Origin of the sequence: Xanthomonas sp. NCPPB 3005 (assembly GCF_041228095.2) — a bacterium.
Taxonomy (GTDB): Bacteria; Pseudomonadota; Gammaproteobacteria; order Xanthomonadales; family Xanthomonadaceae; genus Xanthomonas_A; species Xanthomonas_A bonasiae.
This window is the reverse complement of the sequence record NZ_CP166096.2, coordinates 3,710,878-3,726,872: the sequence shown is the minus strand read 5'-3', so window position 1 is coordinate 3,726,872 and position 15,995 is coordinate 3,710,878. Positions and strand designations below refer to the sequence as shown.

14 protein-coding genes are annotated in these 15,995 nt (G+C 71.3%); 9 read left to right on the top strand and 5 right to left on the bottom strand.

The window, feature by feature from the left end; all coding sequences use genetic code 11:
- Positions 1-80: 80 nt before the first annotated feature.
- Entirely contained in the window at positions 81-1,037 is a 957-nt protein-coding gene (locus AB8810_RS16075; RefSeq protein WP_179563737.1) for a cation diffusion facilitator family transporter, read from the bottom strand.
- A gap of 101 nt (positions 1,038-1,138) precedes the next feature.
- Here AB8810_RS16075 and AB8810_RS16070 point away from each other — a divergent pair, with 101 nt between their 5' ends.
- The gene (locus tag AB8810_RS16070) at positions 1,139-1,480 is read left to right on the top strand and encodes a zinc ribbon domain-containing protein YjdM (RefSeq protein WP_179563738.1); all 342 of its coding nucleotides are present in this window, start codon (positions 1,139-1,141) and stop codon (positions 1,478-1,480) included.
- A gap of 134 nt (positions 1,481-1,614) precedes the next feature.
- On the opposite strand, the gene AB8810_RS16065 is transcribed toward AB8810_RS16070, so the two are convergent.
- Together AB8810_RS16065 and AB8810_RS16060 are read right to left on the bottom strand one after the other, a co-directional pair.
- Positions 1,615-2,826 carry an MFS transporter gene (locus tag AB8810_RS16065; protein ID WP_369914191.1) on the bottom strand — a complete coding sequence of 404 codons (1,212 nt, stop codon included), beginning with the start codon at positions 2,824-2,826 and terminating at the stop codon, positions 1,615-1,617.
- A complete protein-coding gene (locus tag AB8810_RS16060; RefSeq protein ID WP_369914190.1) occupies positions 2,823-4,016 on the bottom strand; it encodes a serine hydrolase domain-containing protein in 1,194 nt (397 codons plus the stop codon). The genes AB8810_RS16065 and AB8810_RS16060 overlap by 4 nt, the downstream gene beginning before the upstream one ends.
- A 112-nt stretch (positions 4,017-4,128) precedes the next feature.
- Between AB8810_RS16060 and AB8810_RS16055 the strand changes: the two genes are divergently transcribed.
- Positions 4,129-5,007, top strand: coding sequence for a LysR family transcriptional regulator (locus AB8810_RS16055; protein ID WP_369914189.1), 879 nt, complete (start codon positions 4,129-4,131; stop codon positions 5,005-5,007).
- Between the two features lie 83 nt (positions 5,008-5,090).
- A complete protein-coding gene (locus AB8810_RS16050) occupies positions 5,091-7,598 on the top strand; it encodes an alpha/beta hydrolase family protein (RefSeq protein ID WP_369914188.1) in 2,508 nt (835 codons plus the stop codon).
- Between the two features lie 45 nt (positions 7,599-7,643).
- Here the strand turns inward: AB8810_RS16050 and AB8810_RS16045 are convergent, their stop codons facing one another.
- Complete coding sequence (locus AB8810_RS16045; protein WP_206228670.1) at positions 7,644-8,732, bottom strand: alkene reductase; 1,089 nt, start codon at positions 8,730-8,732, stop codon at positions 7,644-7,646.
- A gap of 432 nt (positions 8,733-9,164) precedes the next feature.
- Between AB8810_RS16045 and AB8810_RS16040 the strand changes: the two genes are divergently transcribed.
- Positions 9,165-10,373, top strand: coding sequence for an MFS transporter (locus AB8810_RS16040; RefSeq protein WP_369914187.1), 1,209 nt, complete (start codon positions 9,165-9,167; stop codon positions 10,371-10,373).
- A gap of 127 nt (positions 10,374-10,500) precedes the next feature.
- Here AB8810_RS16040 and AB8810_RS16035 read toward each other — a convergent pair whose 3' ends face one another.
- On the bottom strand, positions 10,501-11,496 hold the full coding sequence (locus tag AB8810_RS16035; RefSeq protein WP_369914186.1) for a tetratricopeptide repeat protein: 996 nt from the start codon (positions 11,494-11,496) through the stop codon (positions 10,501-10,503).
- 573 nt (positions 11,497-12,069) lie between these two features.
- On the opposite strand from AB8810_RS16035, the gene AB8810_RS16030 reads away from it, so the two are divergent.
- The 5 genes from AB8810_RS16030 to AB8810_RS16010 all read left to right on the top strand — a co-directional run bounded on the left by AB8810_RS16030 (position 12,070) and on the right by AB8810_RS16010 (position 15,836).
- Positions 12,070-12,525 (top strand): PA2169 family four-helix-bundle protein, encoded by a 456-nt coding sequence (locus AB8810_RS16030; RefSeq protein WP_179563745.1) that lies wholly within the window; start codon positions 12,070-12,072, stop codon positions 12,523-12,525.
- A 223-nt stretch (positions 12,526-12,748) separates the two neighbouring features.
- Positions 12,749-13,390 carry a 2'-5' RNA ligase family protein gene (locus AB8810_RS16025; RefSeq protein WP_191824787.1) on the top strand — a complete coding sequence of 214 codons (642 nt, stop codon included), beginning with the start codon at positions 12,749-12,751 and terminating at the stop codon, positions 13,388-13,390.
- Positions 13,387-13,992, top strand: coding sequence for a hypothetical protein (locus AB8810_RS16020; protein WP_179563747.1), 606 nt, complete (start codon positions 13,387-13,389; stop codon positions 13,990-13,992). The genes AB8810_RS16025 and AB8810_RS16020 overlap by 4 nt, the downstream gene beginning before the upstream one ends.
- A 70-nt stretch (positions 13,993-14,062) precedes the next feature.
- On the top strand, positions 14,063-14,251 hold the full coding sequence (locus AB8810_RS16015) for an oxidoreductase-like domain-containing protein (protein WP_191824786.1): 189 nt from the start codon (positions 14,063-14,065) through the stop codon (positions 14,249-14,251).
- A 133-nt stretch (positions 14,252-14,384) separates the two neighbouring features.
- Positions 14,385-15,836: a virulence factor family protein gene (locus tag AB8810_RS16010; RefSeq protein ID WP_179563749.1), complete on the top strand. Its 1,452-nt coding sequence runs from the start codon at positions 14,385-14,387 to the stop codon at positions 15,834-15,836.
- Positions 15,837-15,995: the final 159 nt, after the last annotated feature.

Sequence of the window (15,995 nt, the reverse complement as noted above, 5' to 3'; positions counted from 1 at the left end):
ACAGCGCGATGGGAGGTGCTACCCGAATACCCTAACGAAAAGCGGCGGCGGATCGCAAGTCTGCGCGCCGGATCGCGCGTTCAGGCCGGCGGCGGGGCGCGCAACGCGCTGCGTCGCGCCCGCCACGCCTCGGGCGTCTGCGGCTTGACGAACAGCGACTGCAATTCGGGGTGCTCGGCGCGCGCGGCGCGTTCGATGCGTTCGATGCAGGCCTCGATCTGCGCGGTGCTGCGCTGGTCCTCGAACTCGGCGCTGAGCGCGGCGACCACCTGCTCGGGCCCCATCTGCACGCTCAGCACGCCGTTGACCGCGCGCACGTCCGGATCGGCGCCGGCGATGCGGCGCAAGGCATCGCTCAGCGGCCGCGCCGCCGGTTCGCCGATCAGCAGGCCCTTGCTCTCGCGCGCCAGCACGAAGGCCGAACAGGCCAGCACCGCGGCGATGCCGATCGAGGCCACGCCGTCCAGCTCGGGCATCTGCAGCCACTGCGCCGCCAGCAGGCCGAGCAAGGCGATGAACAGACCGATCAGCGCGGCGCTGTCTTCCAGCAGCACGGTGAACAGGCTCGGATCCTTGCTCTCGCGGAACGCCTGCACGTAGCCCATGGCGCCCTTGCGCGCGCGGAACTCGCGCAGCGACACCCACCACGAACCGCCCTCGAACAGGATCGACAGGCCCAGCACCACGTAGTTGAGGGTGTGGTTGCTGGCCGGCTCCGGATTGCGGACATGCGCGATGCCTTCGTAGAGCGACACCCCGGCGCCGAGCGCGAACACCAGCAGGGCGACGATGAAACTCCAGAAATACAGCTCGCGCCCGTAGCCGAACGGATGGCTGGCATCGGCAGGCCGCGCGGCCCGGCGCAGGCCGTACAGCAGCAACAGCTCGTTGACCGTATCGACCAGCGAATGCACGCCTTCGCTGAGCATCGCCGAACTGCCGGACAACGCGGCAGCGACGAACTTGGCAATGGCGATGGCCAGGTTGCCGGCGAGCGCGGCATAGATCGCGAAGCGGGAACCGGAAGCGGCGGACATGGGATTCCTGCGGGAAGAGCGGCCGGGGCCGCGGCACGCGGCGGCGTGGAGCGGGCGGCTACAATAGGCGTCCTCCCGTCGTCGCCGTATCAAGGAACGCCATGTCCGCCGCACCCGCCTGTCCGCAATGCACCCTGCAAAACACCTATGTCGACGGGGCGCTGTGGATCTGCGCCGACTGCGGCTACGAATGGCCGGCGGCGGCGGACACCGCAGCCGCCGCGGAAACGGTGGTGCGCGACAGCAACGGCAACGTGCTGCAGGCCGGCGACACCGTGGTGGTGATCAAGGACCTGAAGGTCAAGGGCTCGTCGATCCCGCTGAAGCAGGGCACGGTGATCCGCGGCATCCGCCTGGTCGAGGACGATGCCGAGCACATCGAAGGCAATTCGGACAAGATCAAGGGCCTCGTGCTGAAGACCTGCTTCCTGCGCAAGGCCTGAGCCGCGTCGGCCGCCGGCGCCGGCATCGCGTTCGCGGCGAGCAGCGGCGGTGCGCGGCGCCGCGTAGCGGGCGTTGCGCACGGGACGCCGGCACTCGGCACGCGCATGGCCGGCGCCGGTGGTGGCGCTGCGGCTCACTCGTCGGCGTTCGCCCAGCCGTGCCGGCGTTGCGCGAATGCCCACGCCAGCGCCAGCAGCGCCAGCGCCACCCAGGACAGGGCGGCGGCGCCGGAACGCTGCAGCAATGCGCCGCCGAGCATGCCGCCGCCGGCGATCGCCAGGTTCCAGCCGGTGACCACCAGCGACTGCGCCAGATCGGCGGCGTCGCCGGCACGGCGCGCGATCGCGGTCTGGAACAACGTGGCGCAGCCGCCGAACGCCACGCCCCAGGTCGCCAGCGCCACCGCCAGCAACGCCGGCGAACGCGGCCACAGCGCCATCGCCAGCACGGCGAGCGCGAACAGGCCGATGCTGGCCAGCAGCAGCGGCCGCATCCAGCGGTCGATCCACACGCCGACCACGACGATGCCCAGCAGCGAGGCCGCGCCGAACAACAGCAGGTAGCGGTCCAGCGCCGCCGCCGCGGTCGACAGCGCCAGCAGCGGCGCCACGTAGGTGTAGAGCAGGTTGTGCGCGAGCACGAACAACAGCATCACCGCCAGCACCTGGGCCACGCCGCGCAGGCCCAGCACGCGACGCAGCGGCAGCGCCGCAGTCGCCGCCTGGCCGGCGAAATCGGGCAGCGCGCCGCGCGCCCAGCCGAGCAGGCCCAGGCTCAGCAGCGACATCGCGCCGAACGTCCAGCGCCAGCCCCACTGTTGCCCGAGCAGGGTGCCGGCCGGCACGCCCAGCGCCAGCGCCAGCGGCGTGCCGACCATCGCCACCGCGATCGCGCGGCCCTGCTGCGCCGGGGCCACCATCCGGCGCGCGTAGCCGGCCAGCAGCGCCCACAGCAACCCGGCGCTGACCCCTGCGAGCAGGCGCGCGGCCAGGATCAACGGATAGCTGGCGGAGATCGCGGTGACCGTGTTGGCCAGCGCGAAGCCGGCGATGGCGAGCAGCAGCAACGGGCGCCGCCGGTAGCGCCGGGTGGCGGCGGTGAGCGGGATCGCCGCCAGCAGCGAGCCGAGCGCGTAGAGCGTGACCAACTGGCCGACCCAGGCTTCGCCGACGCCCAGCCCCGCCGCCATCGCCGGCAGCAGGCCGGCCGGCAGCGCTTCGGTGAGGATGGTGATGAAGCCGGCGCAGGCCAGCGCGAGCAATCCGTTCCAGGGAAGGCGCCGCACCGCCGGCGGCGCGGTCGCCGCGGACGCGGCCGGGCGCGGCACGAGGCATTGGCCGCTCATGCCGATACCCCGCGCAGGCTGGCGTAGACCGCGTCGCGTAGCTCGACCACGAACGCCCCGGACATGCCTTCGTACAGCGTGTTGGTCAACGCCACCACGCTCAGCTCCCGCGCCGGATCGACGAACCAGTTGTGCCCGTAGGCGCCGCCCCAGCGCCAGGTGCCGGGCGCTTCCGGGGTCGCGGTCGGCGCGGGATCGCGCAGCACCGCAAAGCCCAGGCCGTAGCCCCAGCCGGGCCCGTCCGGCGGGCCGAAGTCGCCGGCCTGCGCGCGGCCCATCTCGGTGACCAGCGCGGCCGGCAGCAGTGGCGCGCCGCCGCCGCGCAGCGTCTCGAGCAGGCGCAGCACATCGCCGGCGTTGCCGACCATGCCCGCGCCGGCGGAAGCGAACGCGTCGCGGTCCAGCGCACGCGAGGGATGGAACACGATGCCGGCGCCCTCGGCGAACGGCGCGACGACTTCGCCTTCGCCCAGCCGATGCGGCGCCGGGGCGCCGTTGACGTAGGGCACGGCCAGGCGGGCCGCGTCCTCGGCATGGAAGGCGGTGGCGTGCATGCCCAGCGGCGCGGTGACCAGGTCGCGCACCAATGCCGGCAACGCCTGGCCGCTGGCCGCCTGCAGCACCGCGCCGAGCACGTCGATCGACAACGAATAGCCCCAGCCGGTGCCGGGCGCGTACTGCAGCGGCACCCCGGCGAGGCGGCGCAGGTTGTCTTCCAGGCTCAGCCCGCTGTTGTCCATGCCGTCGGAGACGCCGGCACGCGCATGCGCGCCGTCCGCCGGCTCCAGGAAGCGATAGCCGAGTCCGGCGCTGTGGCTGAGCAACTGGCGCAGGCTGATGTCCGGCACCCGTCCGTCGGGCAATGCGGGACGGAACCAGGGCAGCCAGCGCGCGACCGGCGCATCCAGCGCCAGGCGGCCCTGCGCGACCAGCACCAGCGCCGCCGTCGCCACCACCAGCTTGCTGACCGAGGCCAGGCGGAACGTCGTGTCCTCGCGCATCGGCCGCTGCGCCTCGCGGTCGGCCCAGCCGGCGGCGCGGCGGTACAGGCAGGCGCCGCGGTGGGCGACCAGCACCACCGCGCCGACCAGGCGTTGCTGGCGCAGCGCGGCGTCGATCGCGGCATCGAGCGGTGCGGCGTGGTGCGGCGACAGCGTCGGCGCAGGAGCGGCGGTGGGGGACGTGGGCATCGGCGCGACTCGCGGGGGAGGGAGGTGCAGCGTGGGCGCATGCCGATTGCGGAAAAAGACGGGTAGAGTTCCTGGCTACGAGGACGTAAATGTCCGCAATGGTGGCGGTGCGATGGACAGTCTGGGCAGCCTGCGCGGCTTCGTACATGTGGTGGAGAGTGGCGGCTTCGCCGAGGCCGGGCGGGTGCAGGGCCTGTCCGCGTCGGCGATGGCCAAGAGCGTGTCGCGGCTGGAGCAGTCGCTGGGCGTGCGTCTGTTCCATCGCAGCACCCGCAGCCTGACCCTGACCGCCGAAGGCCAGCTGTTCCTGCCGCGCTGCCGGCGCATCCTGGCCGAGGCCGAAGCGGCGCGCGGCGAGCTGGGCAGCCTGGCCACGACGCCGAAGGGGCGGCTGCGGATCAGCCTGCCGATGAACAACAACGTGCTGCTGCCGGTGCTGGCCGACTTCATGCGCGCCTATCCGCAGATCCAGCTGGACCTGGATTTCGACGACCGCCTGGTGGACGTGATCGAGGAGGGCTTCGATGCGGTGCTGCGCGTGGCCGAGCCGGACGACTCGCGGCTGGCCTCGCGCCGCCTGGGCCGCTTCCGCCGCTGCCTGGTCGCCGCGCCGGACTACCTGCAGCGCTGCGGCACGCCGCTGCGGCCGGCCGACCTGCTCGCCCACCAGTGCCTGCACTACCGCTTCCGCAGCAGCGGGCGCCTGGAAGCCTGGCCGATGGGCGCGGCGGCAGCCGGCCTGCAGTTGCCGGTGTCGATGGTCTGCAACAACATCGAGACGCGGCTGAGCTTCGCCCTGCGCGGCTGCGGCATCGCCTTCCTGCCGGAGCACTCGGTGCGCGCGGAGCTTGCGGCCGGCACGCTGCGCACGCTGCTCGACGACTACGTCGACTCCACCGGCACCTTCCACCTGCTGTGGCCGTCCGGCCGGCACATGCTGCCGAAGCTGCGCGTGTTCGTCGATTTCCTCGGCGCGCGGCTGGTGCTCTAGCGGCTGCCGTAGGCGGCTGCGGCGCGGCTATGATGCGCGCTGGGCGCAGGGGGCTGCCGCCCGGCAAGGAAACAGGGGACACCATGGAAAAGCAGGTTGTCGCGGCCGGCGGTCGCGTGGGGCGCCGGCTGGCGTGGCTGTTGCTGCTGGCGTTGTGCACGCTGGCATTGCCGGCGTGGGCGCGGATGCAGGAAGTCAAACCCGGGCAGACGCCGCAGCTGGCGCCCGACGAGGGCCTAGTGCTGGTCGCGGTGGATACCGATGTCGACCTGTACGGCGTGGAGTTGAACAAGGACGGCAAGATCTTCGGCGCCGGCACCATGTCCCAGCTCAAGCCGGGCATCAGCTACCGGCTGTACATCGCGCCGGTCGGCAACTACGCCTGGCGCAAGATCTCGCTGCTGCCGGGATTCAGTTACAACATGCGCGACAGCGACGAGTTCCGCTTCCGCATCCAGCCCGGACGCATCACCTATCCGGGCGACCTGTTGTTCCGGCCCAAGTCCCTGTTCAATTTCGACCTGGGCATGGTCAACCGTTCGCTGGCGGCGATGGACTGGCTGCAGCAGACCCATCCGGCAGTGTGGACGCACTACGAACTGGGCTATTCGGGGCACTATCCCGATCCGTTCCCGCAGTTCTACCGCCAGGCGCTGGCCCAGCATCCCAACGCCACGCCGGCGGCGAAGGTGGCGTTGCGCGCGCCGCCGCCGCCGGCCGCAATGCCGATCGCCCCCGCCACCGTGTTCCGCGGCGGTCTGGTCAACGCGCTGGAGCTGAATCCGCGCGGCGACCTGCTGGCGCTGCAGCTGCACGAGCGCAAGGACGAATGGCGCATCGAACTGCTGGATCTGGCCAGCAACCAGCAGCGCCTGCTGGCCACCAGCGTCGAGCCGATCAAGCAGCTGCTGTGGGCCGGCAACGATGCGCTGCTGTTCACCGTGCGCGTGCCGCATGGCCAGGACGTGGTGCGCGGCATGCGCGTGGATGTCGGCGCCGACGGCAAGCGCAAGTGGAGCGCGCTGACCCTGCCCGATGGCGGCTACATCGTCGATGCCTTGCCGCAGGCGCCCAACACGGTGCTGTACGCCACCACGCTGCGCAACGGCGACAACGCGGTGCAGTTGATGGACGTGTCCAGCCAGGCGGCGATCGACCGTTGGCGGCCGCGTTTCCAGGAACGGCTGAACATCGGCCTGGAACGCGACCTGGGCTGGCTGACCGACGGCAACGGGCGGCTGCGCCTGGCGGTGGTGCGGCGCGACGACGACTACGTGCTGCTGTACCGCGACGGCATGGGCGCGACCTACCGCGACGTGATGAGGCTCAGCGACCTGCGCGATTTCCAGCCGGTCGGGCTGTCCTTCGATGCCGGCGAGATCTACGCGGTGACCGACGAGGGGCGCGGCCAGCGCGATCTGGTCGCCTACGACGTCGCCGCGCGCAAGATCGTGCGCACCCTGTTCAGCCAGCCCGGGGTCGATGTGGTCGACCTGATCCAGGGCCCGCGGCGCACGCCGATCGGGGTCACCTACTACGAGAGCGGGCGCCTGGTCAGCCACTACTTCGAAAGCACCGACGAACGCCTCGGCCGCGCGCTGAGCGCCGCACTGCCCGGGCGCAACGTGCAGATCGCCGCGCGCAACGCGGACGGACGGCAGATGATCCTGTGGGCCGACGCCGCCGACCAGCCGCCGCAGCTGTACCACCTGGACCTGGACAAGCGCGCCGCCACGCCGATCGCCGAGGACATGCCGTGGCTGCAGGGCCTGCATTTCGCGCCCAGCGAGGTGCTCAAGTTCAAGGGCCGCGACGGGTTGCCGCTGGAGGCGTTCCTGACCTTGCCGCCGGGCGGCGGACGCAAGCCGCTGGTGGTGTTCCCGCACGGCGGGCCGATCGGCGTGGCCGATTCGCTGGGCTTCGATCCGGACACCCAGTTCCTGGCCTCGCTCGGCTATGCGGTGCTGCGGGTCAACTTCCGCGGCTCCGACGGCTACGGTCGCGCGTTCCGCGAAGCCGGGCGCGACGGTTTCGGCACGCTGATCGAGGACGACATCGACGCGGCGATCGAACAGGCGCTGGCGCGCTATCCGCTGGATGCGCAGCGCATGTGCGTGCTCGGCGCCAGTTATGGCGGGTACTCGGCGCTGGTGATGGCGATGCGCTGGCCGGCGCGTTTCCGTTGCGTGGCGTCGATCGCCGGGGTCGCCGACCGGATCCTGATCTATACCGCCAGCGACGGCGCGCGCGATGCCGACAGTCGCGCCGACCTGGAGCGGCTGCTGGGCAATCCGAACACGCAGCTGGAGCAGATGACCCGCACTTCGCCGCTGTACCGCTACGAGGCGATCAAGGTGCCGGTGCTGCTGGCGCACGGGCTGGAGGACCGGCGCGTGGACTACGAACACACCCGGCGCATGCTGCGGATGCTGGAGATGGCCGGCAACCCGCCGGTGGGTCTGACCTTCGCGGGCGAGGGCCACGGCTTCGCCGACGTCGATCACCGTGCCGCGCTGTGGAGCGGCGTGGCCGGCTTCCTGCAGGCGCATCTGTCTGCGGATGCGCCGCCGCAGCAGGCGGCGACGCCTTGAGTTGCAGCGGCGGCGGCACGCGTGTGCCGCCGCGCGTCTGGTTTCTCAGTCCAGCGTCGGGTAGTCGGTGTAGCCCTTGGCGCCGCCGCCGTAGAGCGTGTCCGCATCCAGGGGGTTGAGCGGCGCGTCGCGGCGCAGCCGCTCCACCAGATCCGGATTGGCGATGAACGGACGCCCGAACGCGACCGCGTCGGCAGCGCCCGCGCCGAGCACCCGTTCGGCCAGCGCCTTGTCGTAGCCGTTGTTGACCAGCCACGGACCGCGGAACTTGGCGCGCAGCGCGGCGTAGTCGAAGGCGATGTTGTCGCGCGGGCCGCCGGTGGCGCCCTCGATCACGTGCAGGAAGGCCAGGCCCAGCGGATCCAGGCGTTCGACCGCGCGCTCGAACAGCGGCTGCGGGTCGCTGTCGTGCGCGTCGTTGGCCGGGGTCACCGGCGACAGGCGCACGCCGGTGCGCTCGGCGCCGATTTCCTGCGCCACCGCCTGCACCACCTCGAACAGCAGCCGGGTCCGGTTCTCGATGCTGCCGCCGTAGGCGTCGTCGCGGTGGTTGCTGCCGTCGCGCAGGAACTGGTCGATCAGGTAGCCGTTGGCGGCGTGCACTTCCACGCCGTCGAAGCCGGCGGCGATGGCGTTGCGCGCGGCGTGGCGGAAGTCCTCCAGCAGCGCCGGAATCTCGTCCAGGCGCAGCGCGCGCGGTGCGGAGACGTCGCTGAAGCCCTCGGCGGTATAGGTCTTGGCGTTGGCGCGCAGCGCGCTCGGCGCCACCGGCGCGGCGCCGTCCGGCAGCAGGCTGACGTGGGAGATGCGGCCGACGTGCCACAGCTGCAGCACGATCCTGCCGCCGCGGCGGTGCACCTCGGCGGTGACCTGTTTCCAGGCGGCGACCTGCGCCTCGCTGTAGATCCCGGGCGTATCCATGTAGCCCTGGCCCATCGGGCTGATCTGGGTGGCCTCGGCGACGATCAGCCCGGCGCCGGCGCGCTGGCCGTAGTACTCGGGCGCCAGCGGCGAGGGGATGCGGCCTTCGCCTTCGGCGCGGTTGCGGGTCAGCGGCGCCATCACGATGCGGTTGGCCAGTTCGATCGCGCCCAGGCGCAGCGGGGCGAACAACGGGGAAGCGGTAGCGGTCATCGGTACGTTTCTCGAAACAGGAATGGGGGCATGGACGGCACGGCGCCGGCGGCGCCGGTCGTCACCCGTCAAGACATGGGGACGACCGCCACGGTTGCGCGTCGCCATGATGGGACAGTGCGTTGCCGGCGGTCGGCTCGCCAGCGAGGGTGCCTCCGTGTTGGAGCCGACGCGTGGAGTTGGCCGCGACGCCGTTGCGATCCGAGCGATAGCGATGCGGTGAACAAGGTGCTGCGCATGTCCGCCGCCACCGCGGCATCGCCCCGACGCGCTGCGCGCCAGGGGGTATTGGTGAGGTCGCTTGCTGAAGCCGTACAGCGTGGCTGCAACTCAATGCCCACGTGCCACGCTGCAACGCGCTGTTGCACGCGCATGGGTGCCCTTGCATGCTGCGATGCACAATAATGGGCGGCCCCTCATCAGGTCCCGGGCATGTCCACTCCCGTCACTCCCCAGGCGCCGCTGTCGCGCCGCGGCTACGTGCTGATCCTGTTCGCGCTGGCGATGGGCGGTTTCGCGATCGGCACCAGCGAGTTCTCCACGATGGGCCTGATGCCGTACATCGCGCGCGGGCTGGCGATCGACGAGCCGCAGGTCGGGCACCTGATCAGCGCCTATGCGCTGGGCGTGGTGGTCGGCGCGCCGTTGCTGGCGATCGTCGGCGCGCGCTGGCCGCGGCGCACGCTGCTGCTGGCGCTGATGGGCTTCTACGCGGTCGGCAACCTGGCCAGTGCGCTGGCGCCGGATTACCACAGCATGCTGCTGGTGCGCTTCATCGCCGGGCTGCCGCATGGCGCCTATTTCGGCGTGGCCACGCTGGTCGCCGCATCGATCAGCCGCCCCGACCAGCGCGGCGCGGCGGTGAGCCGGGTGCTGCTGGGGCTCAATCTGGCGGTGCTGATCGGCAATCCGTTGGCGACCTGGCTGGGCCAGGTGGCGCAATGGCGCTACGCGTACGCGCTGGTGGCGGCGATCGCAGTGCTGACCGTGGTGCTGGTCATGCGCCTGCTGCCGGCCGATCCGCAGGAACCGCGGCAGCAGCCGCTGCGCGAACTGCGCGCGTTCAACCGGCCGCAGGTGTGGCTGGCGCTGGGCATCGGCTCGGTCGGCTTCGCCGGCATGTTCTGCGTGTTCAGCTATCTGGCGCCGACCCTGACCCAGGTTACCGGCGTGTCCGAACGCTGGATCCCGTTCGCGATGTGCGCGTTCGGCTTCGGCGGCCTGCTCGGCAACCTCGCCGGCGGTTGGTTGTTCGACCGGTTGCAGTTCCGCGCCGTGCCGCTGGTGCTGCTGTGGTCGATGGCGGTGCTGCTGGCCTGGCCGCTGGCCGCGCATTCGCCCTGGGCGGTGCTGCCGGCGGTGGTCGCGGTCGGCACGATGGGTGCGCTGGCGCCGGTGTTGCAGACCCGGCTGATGGACGTGGCCAGCGAGGCGCAGACCCTGGCCGCGGCGTCCAACCATGCCGCCTTCAACCTGGCCAACGCGCTGGGACCGTGGATGGGCGGGATCGCGATCAGCGCCGGGCTGGGCTGGACGTCGACCGGTTACGTCGGCGCGGCGGCGGCGCTGGGTGGCCTGCTGGTGTACCTGTGGGCGCGCCACGACGCGCGCCGTGCGCAGCGCCTGGCGCAAGCCTGTTGAGCCGGGCGGCATAGGGCCTGGTGCGATCGCGCCAGGCGTGTGGGGCGGCGCGTTGTGGTAGGGGTGGCTGCGTGGATGCGCGACGCCGACGCCACGCGCGCCGCCCGATCGGCTCGCCCGCTGCGGCTCAGCGCTGCGCCTGGGTGTTGTGCGTCAACCGCCGCAACGCCTCCAGCTTGGCCTGGTAGCGCGGCTGCGCGGTCTTGTCGGCGTGCTCCACGGCTTGCTGCAACGCCCAGTTGGCGCGGCGCGGATCGCCATTGAGCAGATAGGCGCGGGCCAGGGCGAAATACAGCAGGTGCGCGTTGTCGTACAGGCGCAGCGCATGCCGGTAGTAGCCGATCGCCGCGGCATAGTCCTGGCGCCGTTCCGCCTCGTTGCCGAGCAGATACTGATGGAACGGATCGGTGAGCTGCACCCGTTGCAGCCGCGCCAGCATCGCCGCTTCGTGCCGGCTGTCGCCCAGGTGCCGGTACAGGATGGCGGCGTTGGACAGCGCGGACACGTGGCCGGGATCGATCGACAGTGCGGTCGCGTAGTTGTTCGCGGCAGTCTGCGGATCGCCCTGGCGCAGCGCCAGCACCCCGAGGTTGTTCCAGACGGCGGCGAAGTCGCGGTCCATCCGCAGCGCCATCTCCATGTGCTGCTGCGCGGCGGGCAGGTCGCCGTTGGCCATCAGCTCGGCGCCGCGGTTGTTGTAGTAGTGCGCCAGTGCGCGGCGGTCGGAAATCGGCTGCGGACCGCGCCGGTCCATCAGCACGCTGCGGTCCAGGTCCACGCTGCGGCGACTGCCGTCGATGCGCACCAGGACGTTGACGTGGCCGGCGTTGTACAGCGCGTTGCCGTCCTCGTACCAGCTCAGGACGCGGCCCACTTCCTGCACCTGCGCGTCCACCCCGGCGTCGCGCGCCAGGGCCACGAACAGCAGGGTGAAGGACAGGCAGTTGACGCGCCGCGTTGTATAGCTCTCGGCAACGCTGTTGGTGGCCTTGGCGTCGTACTGCAGATCCAGGCCGTCCACGTCGAAGGCCAGCCGCACCAACTGCTGCAGGCGCTGCTCGGGCGGGCTGTGGCGGTCGATGCGCTGCTGCACCAGCGCATGCAGCGCGGGCGGGACGCGCATGATTTCTTCGGGGACGAGCGGCGCAGATGGAGCGGGCGGCGACGGCGGTGCGGGCGGCGGCGCGATCGCCGTCGCGGCGACCAGGGCGAATGCGGTCCAGCCGAACATGGCGCACCTCGTTGGGAATCCCGGATGGGAGGGTCTTTCGGCAAATATAGCCCTTTGCCGGCGCGTCGCACGTGCCAGGGAATGCGGCCATCGCGGCCGCGTCCGATGGCGTGCCTGCCGGCTGGCCGGCGCCGCGTATTCATCCACAGCGATTGTGGATGAGTGCGGGGCAAGCATGTGGATAACTCCGCCGCGGCGTGCCGTGCCGGGCGCATGCACGGCCTGGCGAAAATATCGCCAGCGAATCCCGCGCGCTGGCGATGAATGTTCGTTCATGCCTGCCAGCGTCGCGTGAGGACGCAGCCGTTTCGGCTCACGTGCACTTTATGCCCCGGCGTCCAGCATCTCTCCCACGACGCAACGCGGCAAGACTCTTCATCCCGCGGCCAAGCGACATCCAGGGAACACGACCCGACGTGCCCGTTGCGCGATGTTCGCCGGCCCATTGCAGAAGGAGTTCCATCCATGAGCATTCAGAGCAAGACCACCCACAGCCTCAACGACCTGATCGCCATTTCCCGCGACGGCAAGGATTTCTACGAAGAAGCGGCGCAGAAGGTCGGCGATACCGAGCTGTCCGCGCTGTTCCTGCGCATTGCCGGGGTCAAGTCCGACATCGTCAGCAGCCTGAGCGCCGTGGTCCAGGCGGTCGGTGGCAAGCCCGACGAGCACGGCACGCTGGTCGGCAGCATGCAGCAGATGTATGGCAAGGTGCGCGCGACGCTGGGCGACACCAAGTACGGCTACGTGGCCGAGCTGGAAGAGTCCGAGGATCGCCTGTTGAAGGCGTTCAACGAGACCATCGCCGACAGCGATACCCCGGTCGCCGCGCGCGATGCCGCCACCAAGCTGCTGCCGGAAGTGCGTGCCTGTCACGACGTGATGCGCAACCGCAAGCTGGCGATGAAGAACGCGGCCTGAGCCGCGGGCCGGGCTCCCGCCTGGCCTTCATCGACGGCAACGCACGTTGCGATCCGCGCGGATCGCAGCGTGCCGATGCCGAAAGGCACAAAGGCCGACCGGATTCCGTCCGGTCGGCCTTTTGCGTTGCGCAGCGAGCGGTCGCGCGCCGGGCGCAACGCGCTTGCTACCATGGCGGTCCCTGTCCCGTCGCCGCAGCGCCTGCGGCGTCCGCACCCTGCCGATGGCCCACGATCCTTCTTCCGCAAACGCGCAGTTCTCGCTCGGCTTCGCTGCGCCCGCGCCGCGCGAGAGCCTGTTCTTCGCCGTGCTGCCGGACCCGGCCACTGCGCAGCGCGCCTTCGCGATTGGCGAGCGCCTGCGTGCCGCGCACGATCTGCGCGGTCGCGCGTTGCCGGTGGAACGTCTGCATCTGACCCTGCATTACCTCGGCGAATACGCCGGCATTCCGCCGCGGCTGTTGCAGCAGGCGCATGCCGCCGGACAGGCACTGGCGGCGGCGCCGTTCGAGCTGTGTTTCGATCGGGTCGCCAGCTTCGGCGGCCGCGCGCGCACGCGGCCGCTGGTGTTGCTTGGCGACGCCGAGCCGCCCGCGCTGCGCCGGCTGCGCGAGGCGCTGCAGCGGCAACTCGGCCGCCAGGGCGTGGCCACGCGCGCCGACACGGCCTATGTCCCGCATATCACCCTGAGCTACGACGAGCAGACGGTGCCGCCGCAAACCGTGCCGGAACTGCGCTGCACGGTCGCCGCGCTGAGCCTGATCCGCAGCGTGCAAGGGCAGGGACGCTATGTGCACGAGGCGACCTGGCCGCTGTCGGCGGATGCGGCCGGGCCTGCGTCTGCCGGCGGCGAGGCGATCCGATGAGCGAACCGGCGCCGCCGCTGACCCTGCCCGCCGCGCAATGGGAGCAGTTGCAGGCGGCCTATGCCACGCCGCCGCGCGCCTATCACCACTTCGGCCATGTGCAGGCGGTGCTGGGCCACTATGCCGAGGTCGCCGCGGCCCTGGGCTGGCGGCAGCCGCGCGAGGTCTACCTGGCCGTGCTCTATCACGACGCGGTGTATCAGGCCGGGCGTGGCGACAACGAGGCGCAGTCGGCACGCATGGCGCAGGCGGCGATCGCGCAGTGGCTGCCCGCTGCCGGGCTGGACGCGGCGCGCGTCGCCGCGCTGATCGAGCTGACAGCGCGCCATGGGCAACTGTCCGCCGCTGCGGTGGATGCCGAGGCGGCGCTGTTCCTGGATTGCGACATGGCCATTCTCGGCGCCGATCCCGCCGGGTTCGCCGCCTACGATCGCGCCATCGCCGAGGAATACCGCGGCGTGGTGCCGGGCTGGCTGTACCGGCGCAAGCGCCGGGCGTTCCTGAAGACGGTGCTGGCGCAGCCGCGCATCTTCCTCAGCGATTGGTTCCATGCGCGCTACGACGCGGCGGCGCGCGCCAACCTGCGCCAGGCGATCGGCTGAGCCGGCCGCGCCGGCGTTCTACAATGCGCACCTGTTCACGCCGCTGGCGTGCCACCCGCCGCGCACCGTGATGTCCGATCCCGATTCCGCCACTGCCGATCCGTGCCCGCAAGCGCCGCAGCCGCCGCTGCCCAGCGATTGCTGCAACAGCGGTTGCCCGCTGTGCGTCCACGACCTGTACAACGACGAAGTGGCGCGCTATCGGCTGGCGCTGGCGGCGTGGCGGCTGCGCCATCCCGAGGCCGACCCGGGCGCGTGAGCGCCCGCCTGCGGGCGGCCGTGCCGGCCCCGCGTGCAACGTCCCGGCGTACCCCGCATGAACCGGCGCCCGCGCCGTGCTTCGCGCCGCCGCCGTTCGGGATTATCTTTACACGCCTTTTCAGGATTGCCGGATGATGCGAATGCGTGGCGGATGGATGTGGGGATGTGCGTTGGCCGGCCTGGCCGCCGCGGTTGCCGCCTCGGCGGCGCCTGCGACGACGGCAGCGGCGCCAGCGCCAGCCGCGCCAGCGGCGACACCGGCTGCGGTCCCGGAGAAACTCAGCCACGGCCGCTTCGAACAGGTCCCGGTGCTGCTGCCGCATGGCGAGGCGCAGCGCGTGGTGCTGTGGTTCGCCGGCGGAAAGCACGGCGAGGCGGCGCGCATGCGCCAGATCGAGGCGCTGCGCGACGACGGCGCGATGGTGGTGGTGATCGATGGCGCGCACCTGCAGGCGGTGCTGGCCAAGATCCCCGGCACCTGCGGCTTCTCCGCCGGCGACGTGGAGAACTTCTCGCGCTACGTGCAGGCCTACTACCATGTGCCGACCTACCGCCTGCCGCTGCTGGTCGGCGATGGCGACGGCGCTGCGCTGGCCTACGCGGTCGCGGCGCAGGCGCCCAAGCACCTGCTGGCCGGCCTGGTCACCGAGGATTTCTGTCCGGTGCAGGTGCTGGACGACCAGATCTGCGGCGCCGGCATCACCGCGCCGGCGCGCGCGCTGCAGCCGGCGACGCTGCCGCTGCCGTGGCTGGCGGCGATCGATGCGCCAGGCAAGCGCCGCTGCACCCAGCAGAGCGATGCGTTCTTGCAGAAGGTGCCGCAGGCGCGGCAGTTCCGCCGCAGCGCCAGCGGCGATCCGCTGCCCGGACTGCGCGCGGCGGTGCGTTCGCTGGGCGCGCAGCGCGGGGTCAGCCTGCCGCCGACGCCGGTCGACCTGGCCGGGCTGCCGGTGGTCGAGGTGCCTGCGGTCGCTGCGCCGGCCGCGGCAGGCGCAGCGGCCACCGGCAACGCCAACGACCAGGTGTTCGCGATCTTCGTTTCCGGCGACGGCGGCTGGGCCGGGCTCGACCAGCAGGTCGCCGGCGCGCTGGCCCAGGCCGGCATCCCGGTGGTCGGCGTGGATTCGCTGCGCTATTTCTGGAGCGAGCGCACCCCGCAGGGCTTCGCCACCGACCTGGACCGCATCTACCGCCACTACAGCCACCTGTGGCAGCGCGGACGCGTGGTGCTGATCGGCTTCTCGCAGGGCGCCGACGTGCTGCCGGCGGCCTACAACCAACTGCCGCCGGCGATGCGCGAGCAGGTGCAGGCCACCGCGCTGCTGTCGCTGGGCAAGACCGCCGACTACGAATTCCACGTCTCCAACTGGATCAGCTCCGGCGACGACGGCCTGCCGATCGCCCCGGAAGTGGCGAAGATGCCGGGCGCGCACACCCTGTGCATCTACGGCGAAGACGACGACGACACGCTGTGCCCGGACCTGCCGCACGGCGGCGCGCAACAGGTGAAGCTGCCGGGCGACCATCACTTCAAGGGCGATTACGCGGAACTGGCCAAGCAGATCCTGCAGCGCATCGATTGAAGGCCGGGATTGGGGATTCGGGATTGGGGATTCGCAAGAGCGGCATGTGTGGGGGGGGGCTTCAGCCCCGACGCAGTGCCGCTGAAGCGTCGGGGCTGAAGCCCCTCCCACAAACCCCAGTTGCCGCAGAGACCTCTTCCCAGGTCCCCGAATCCCTGC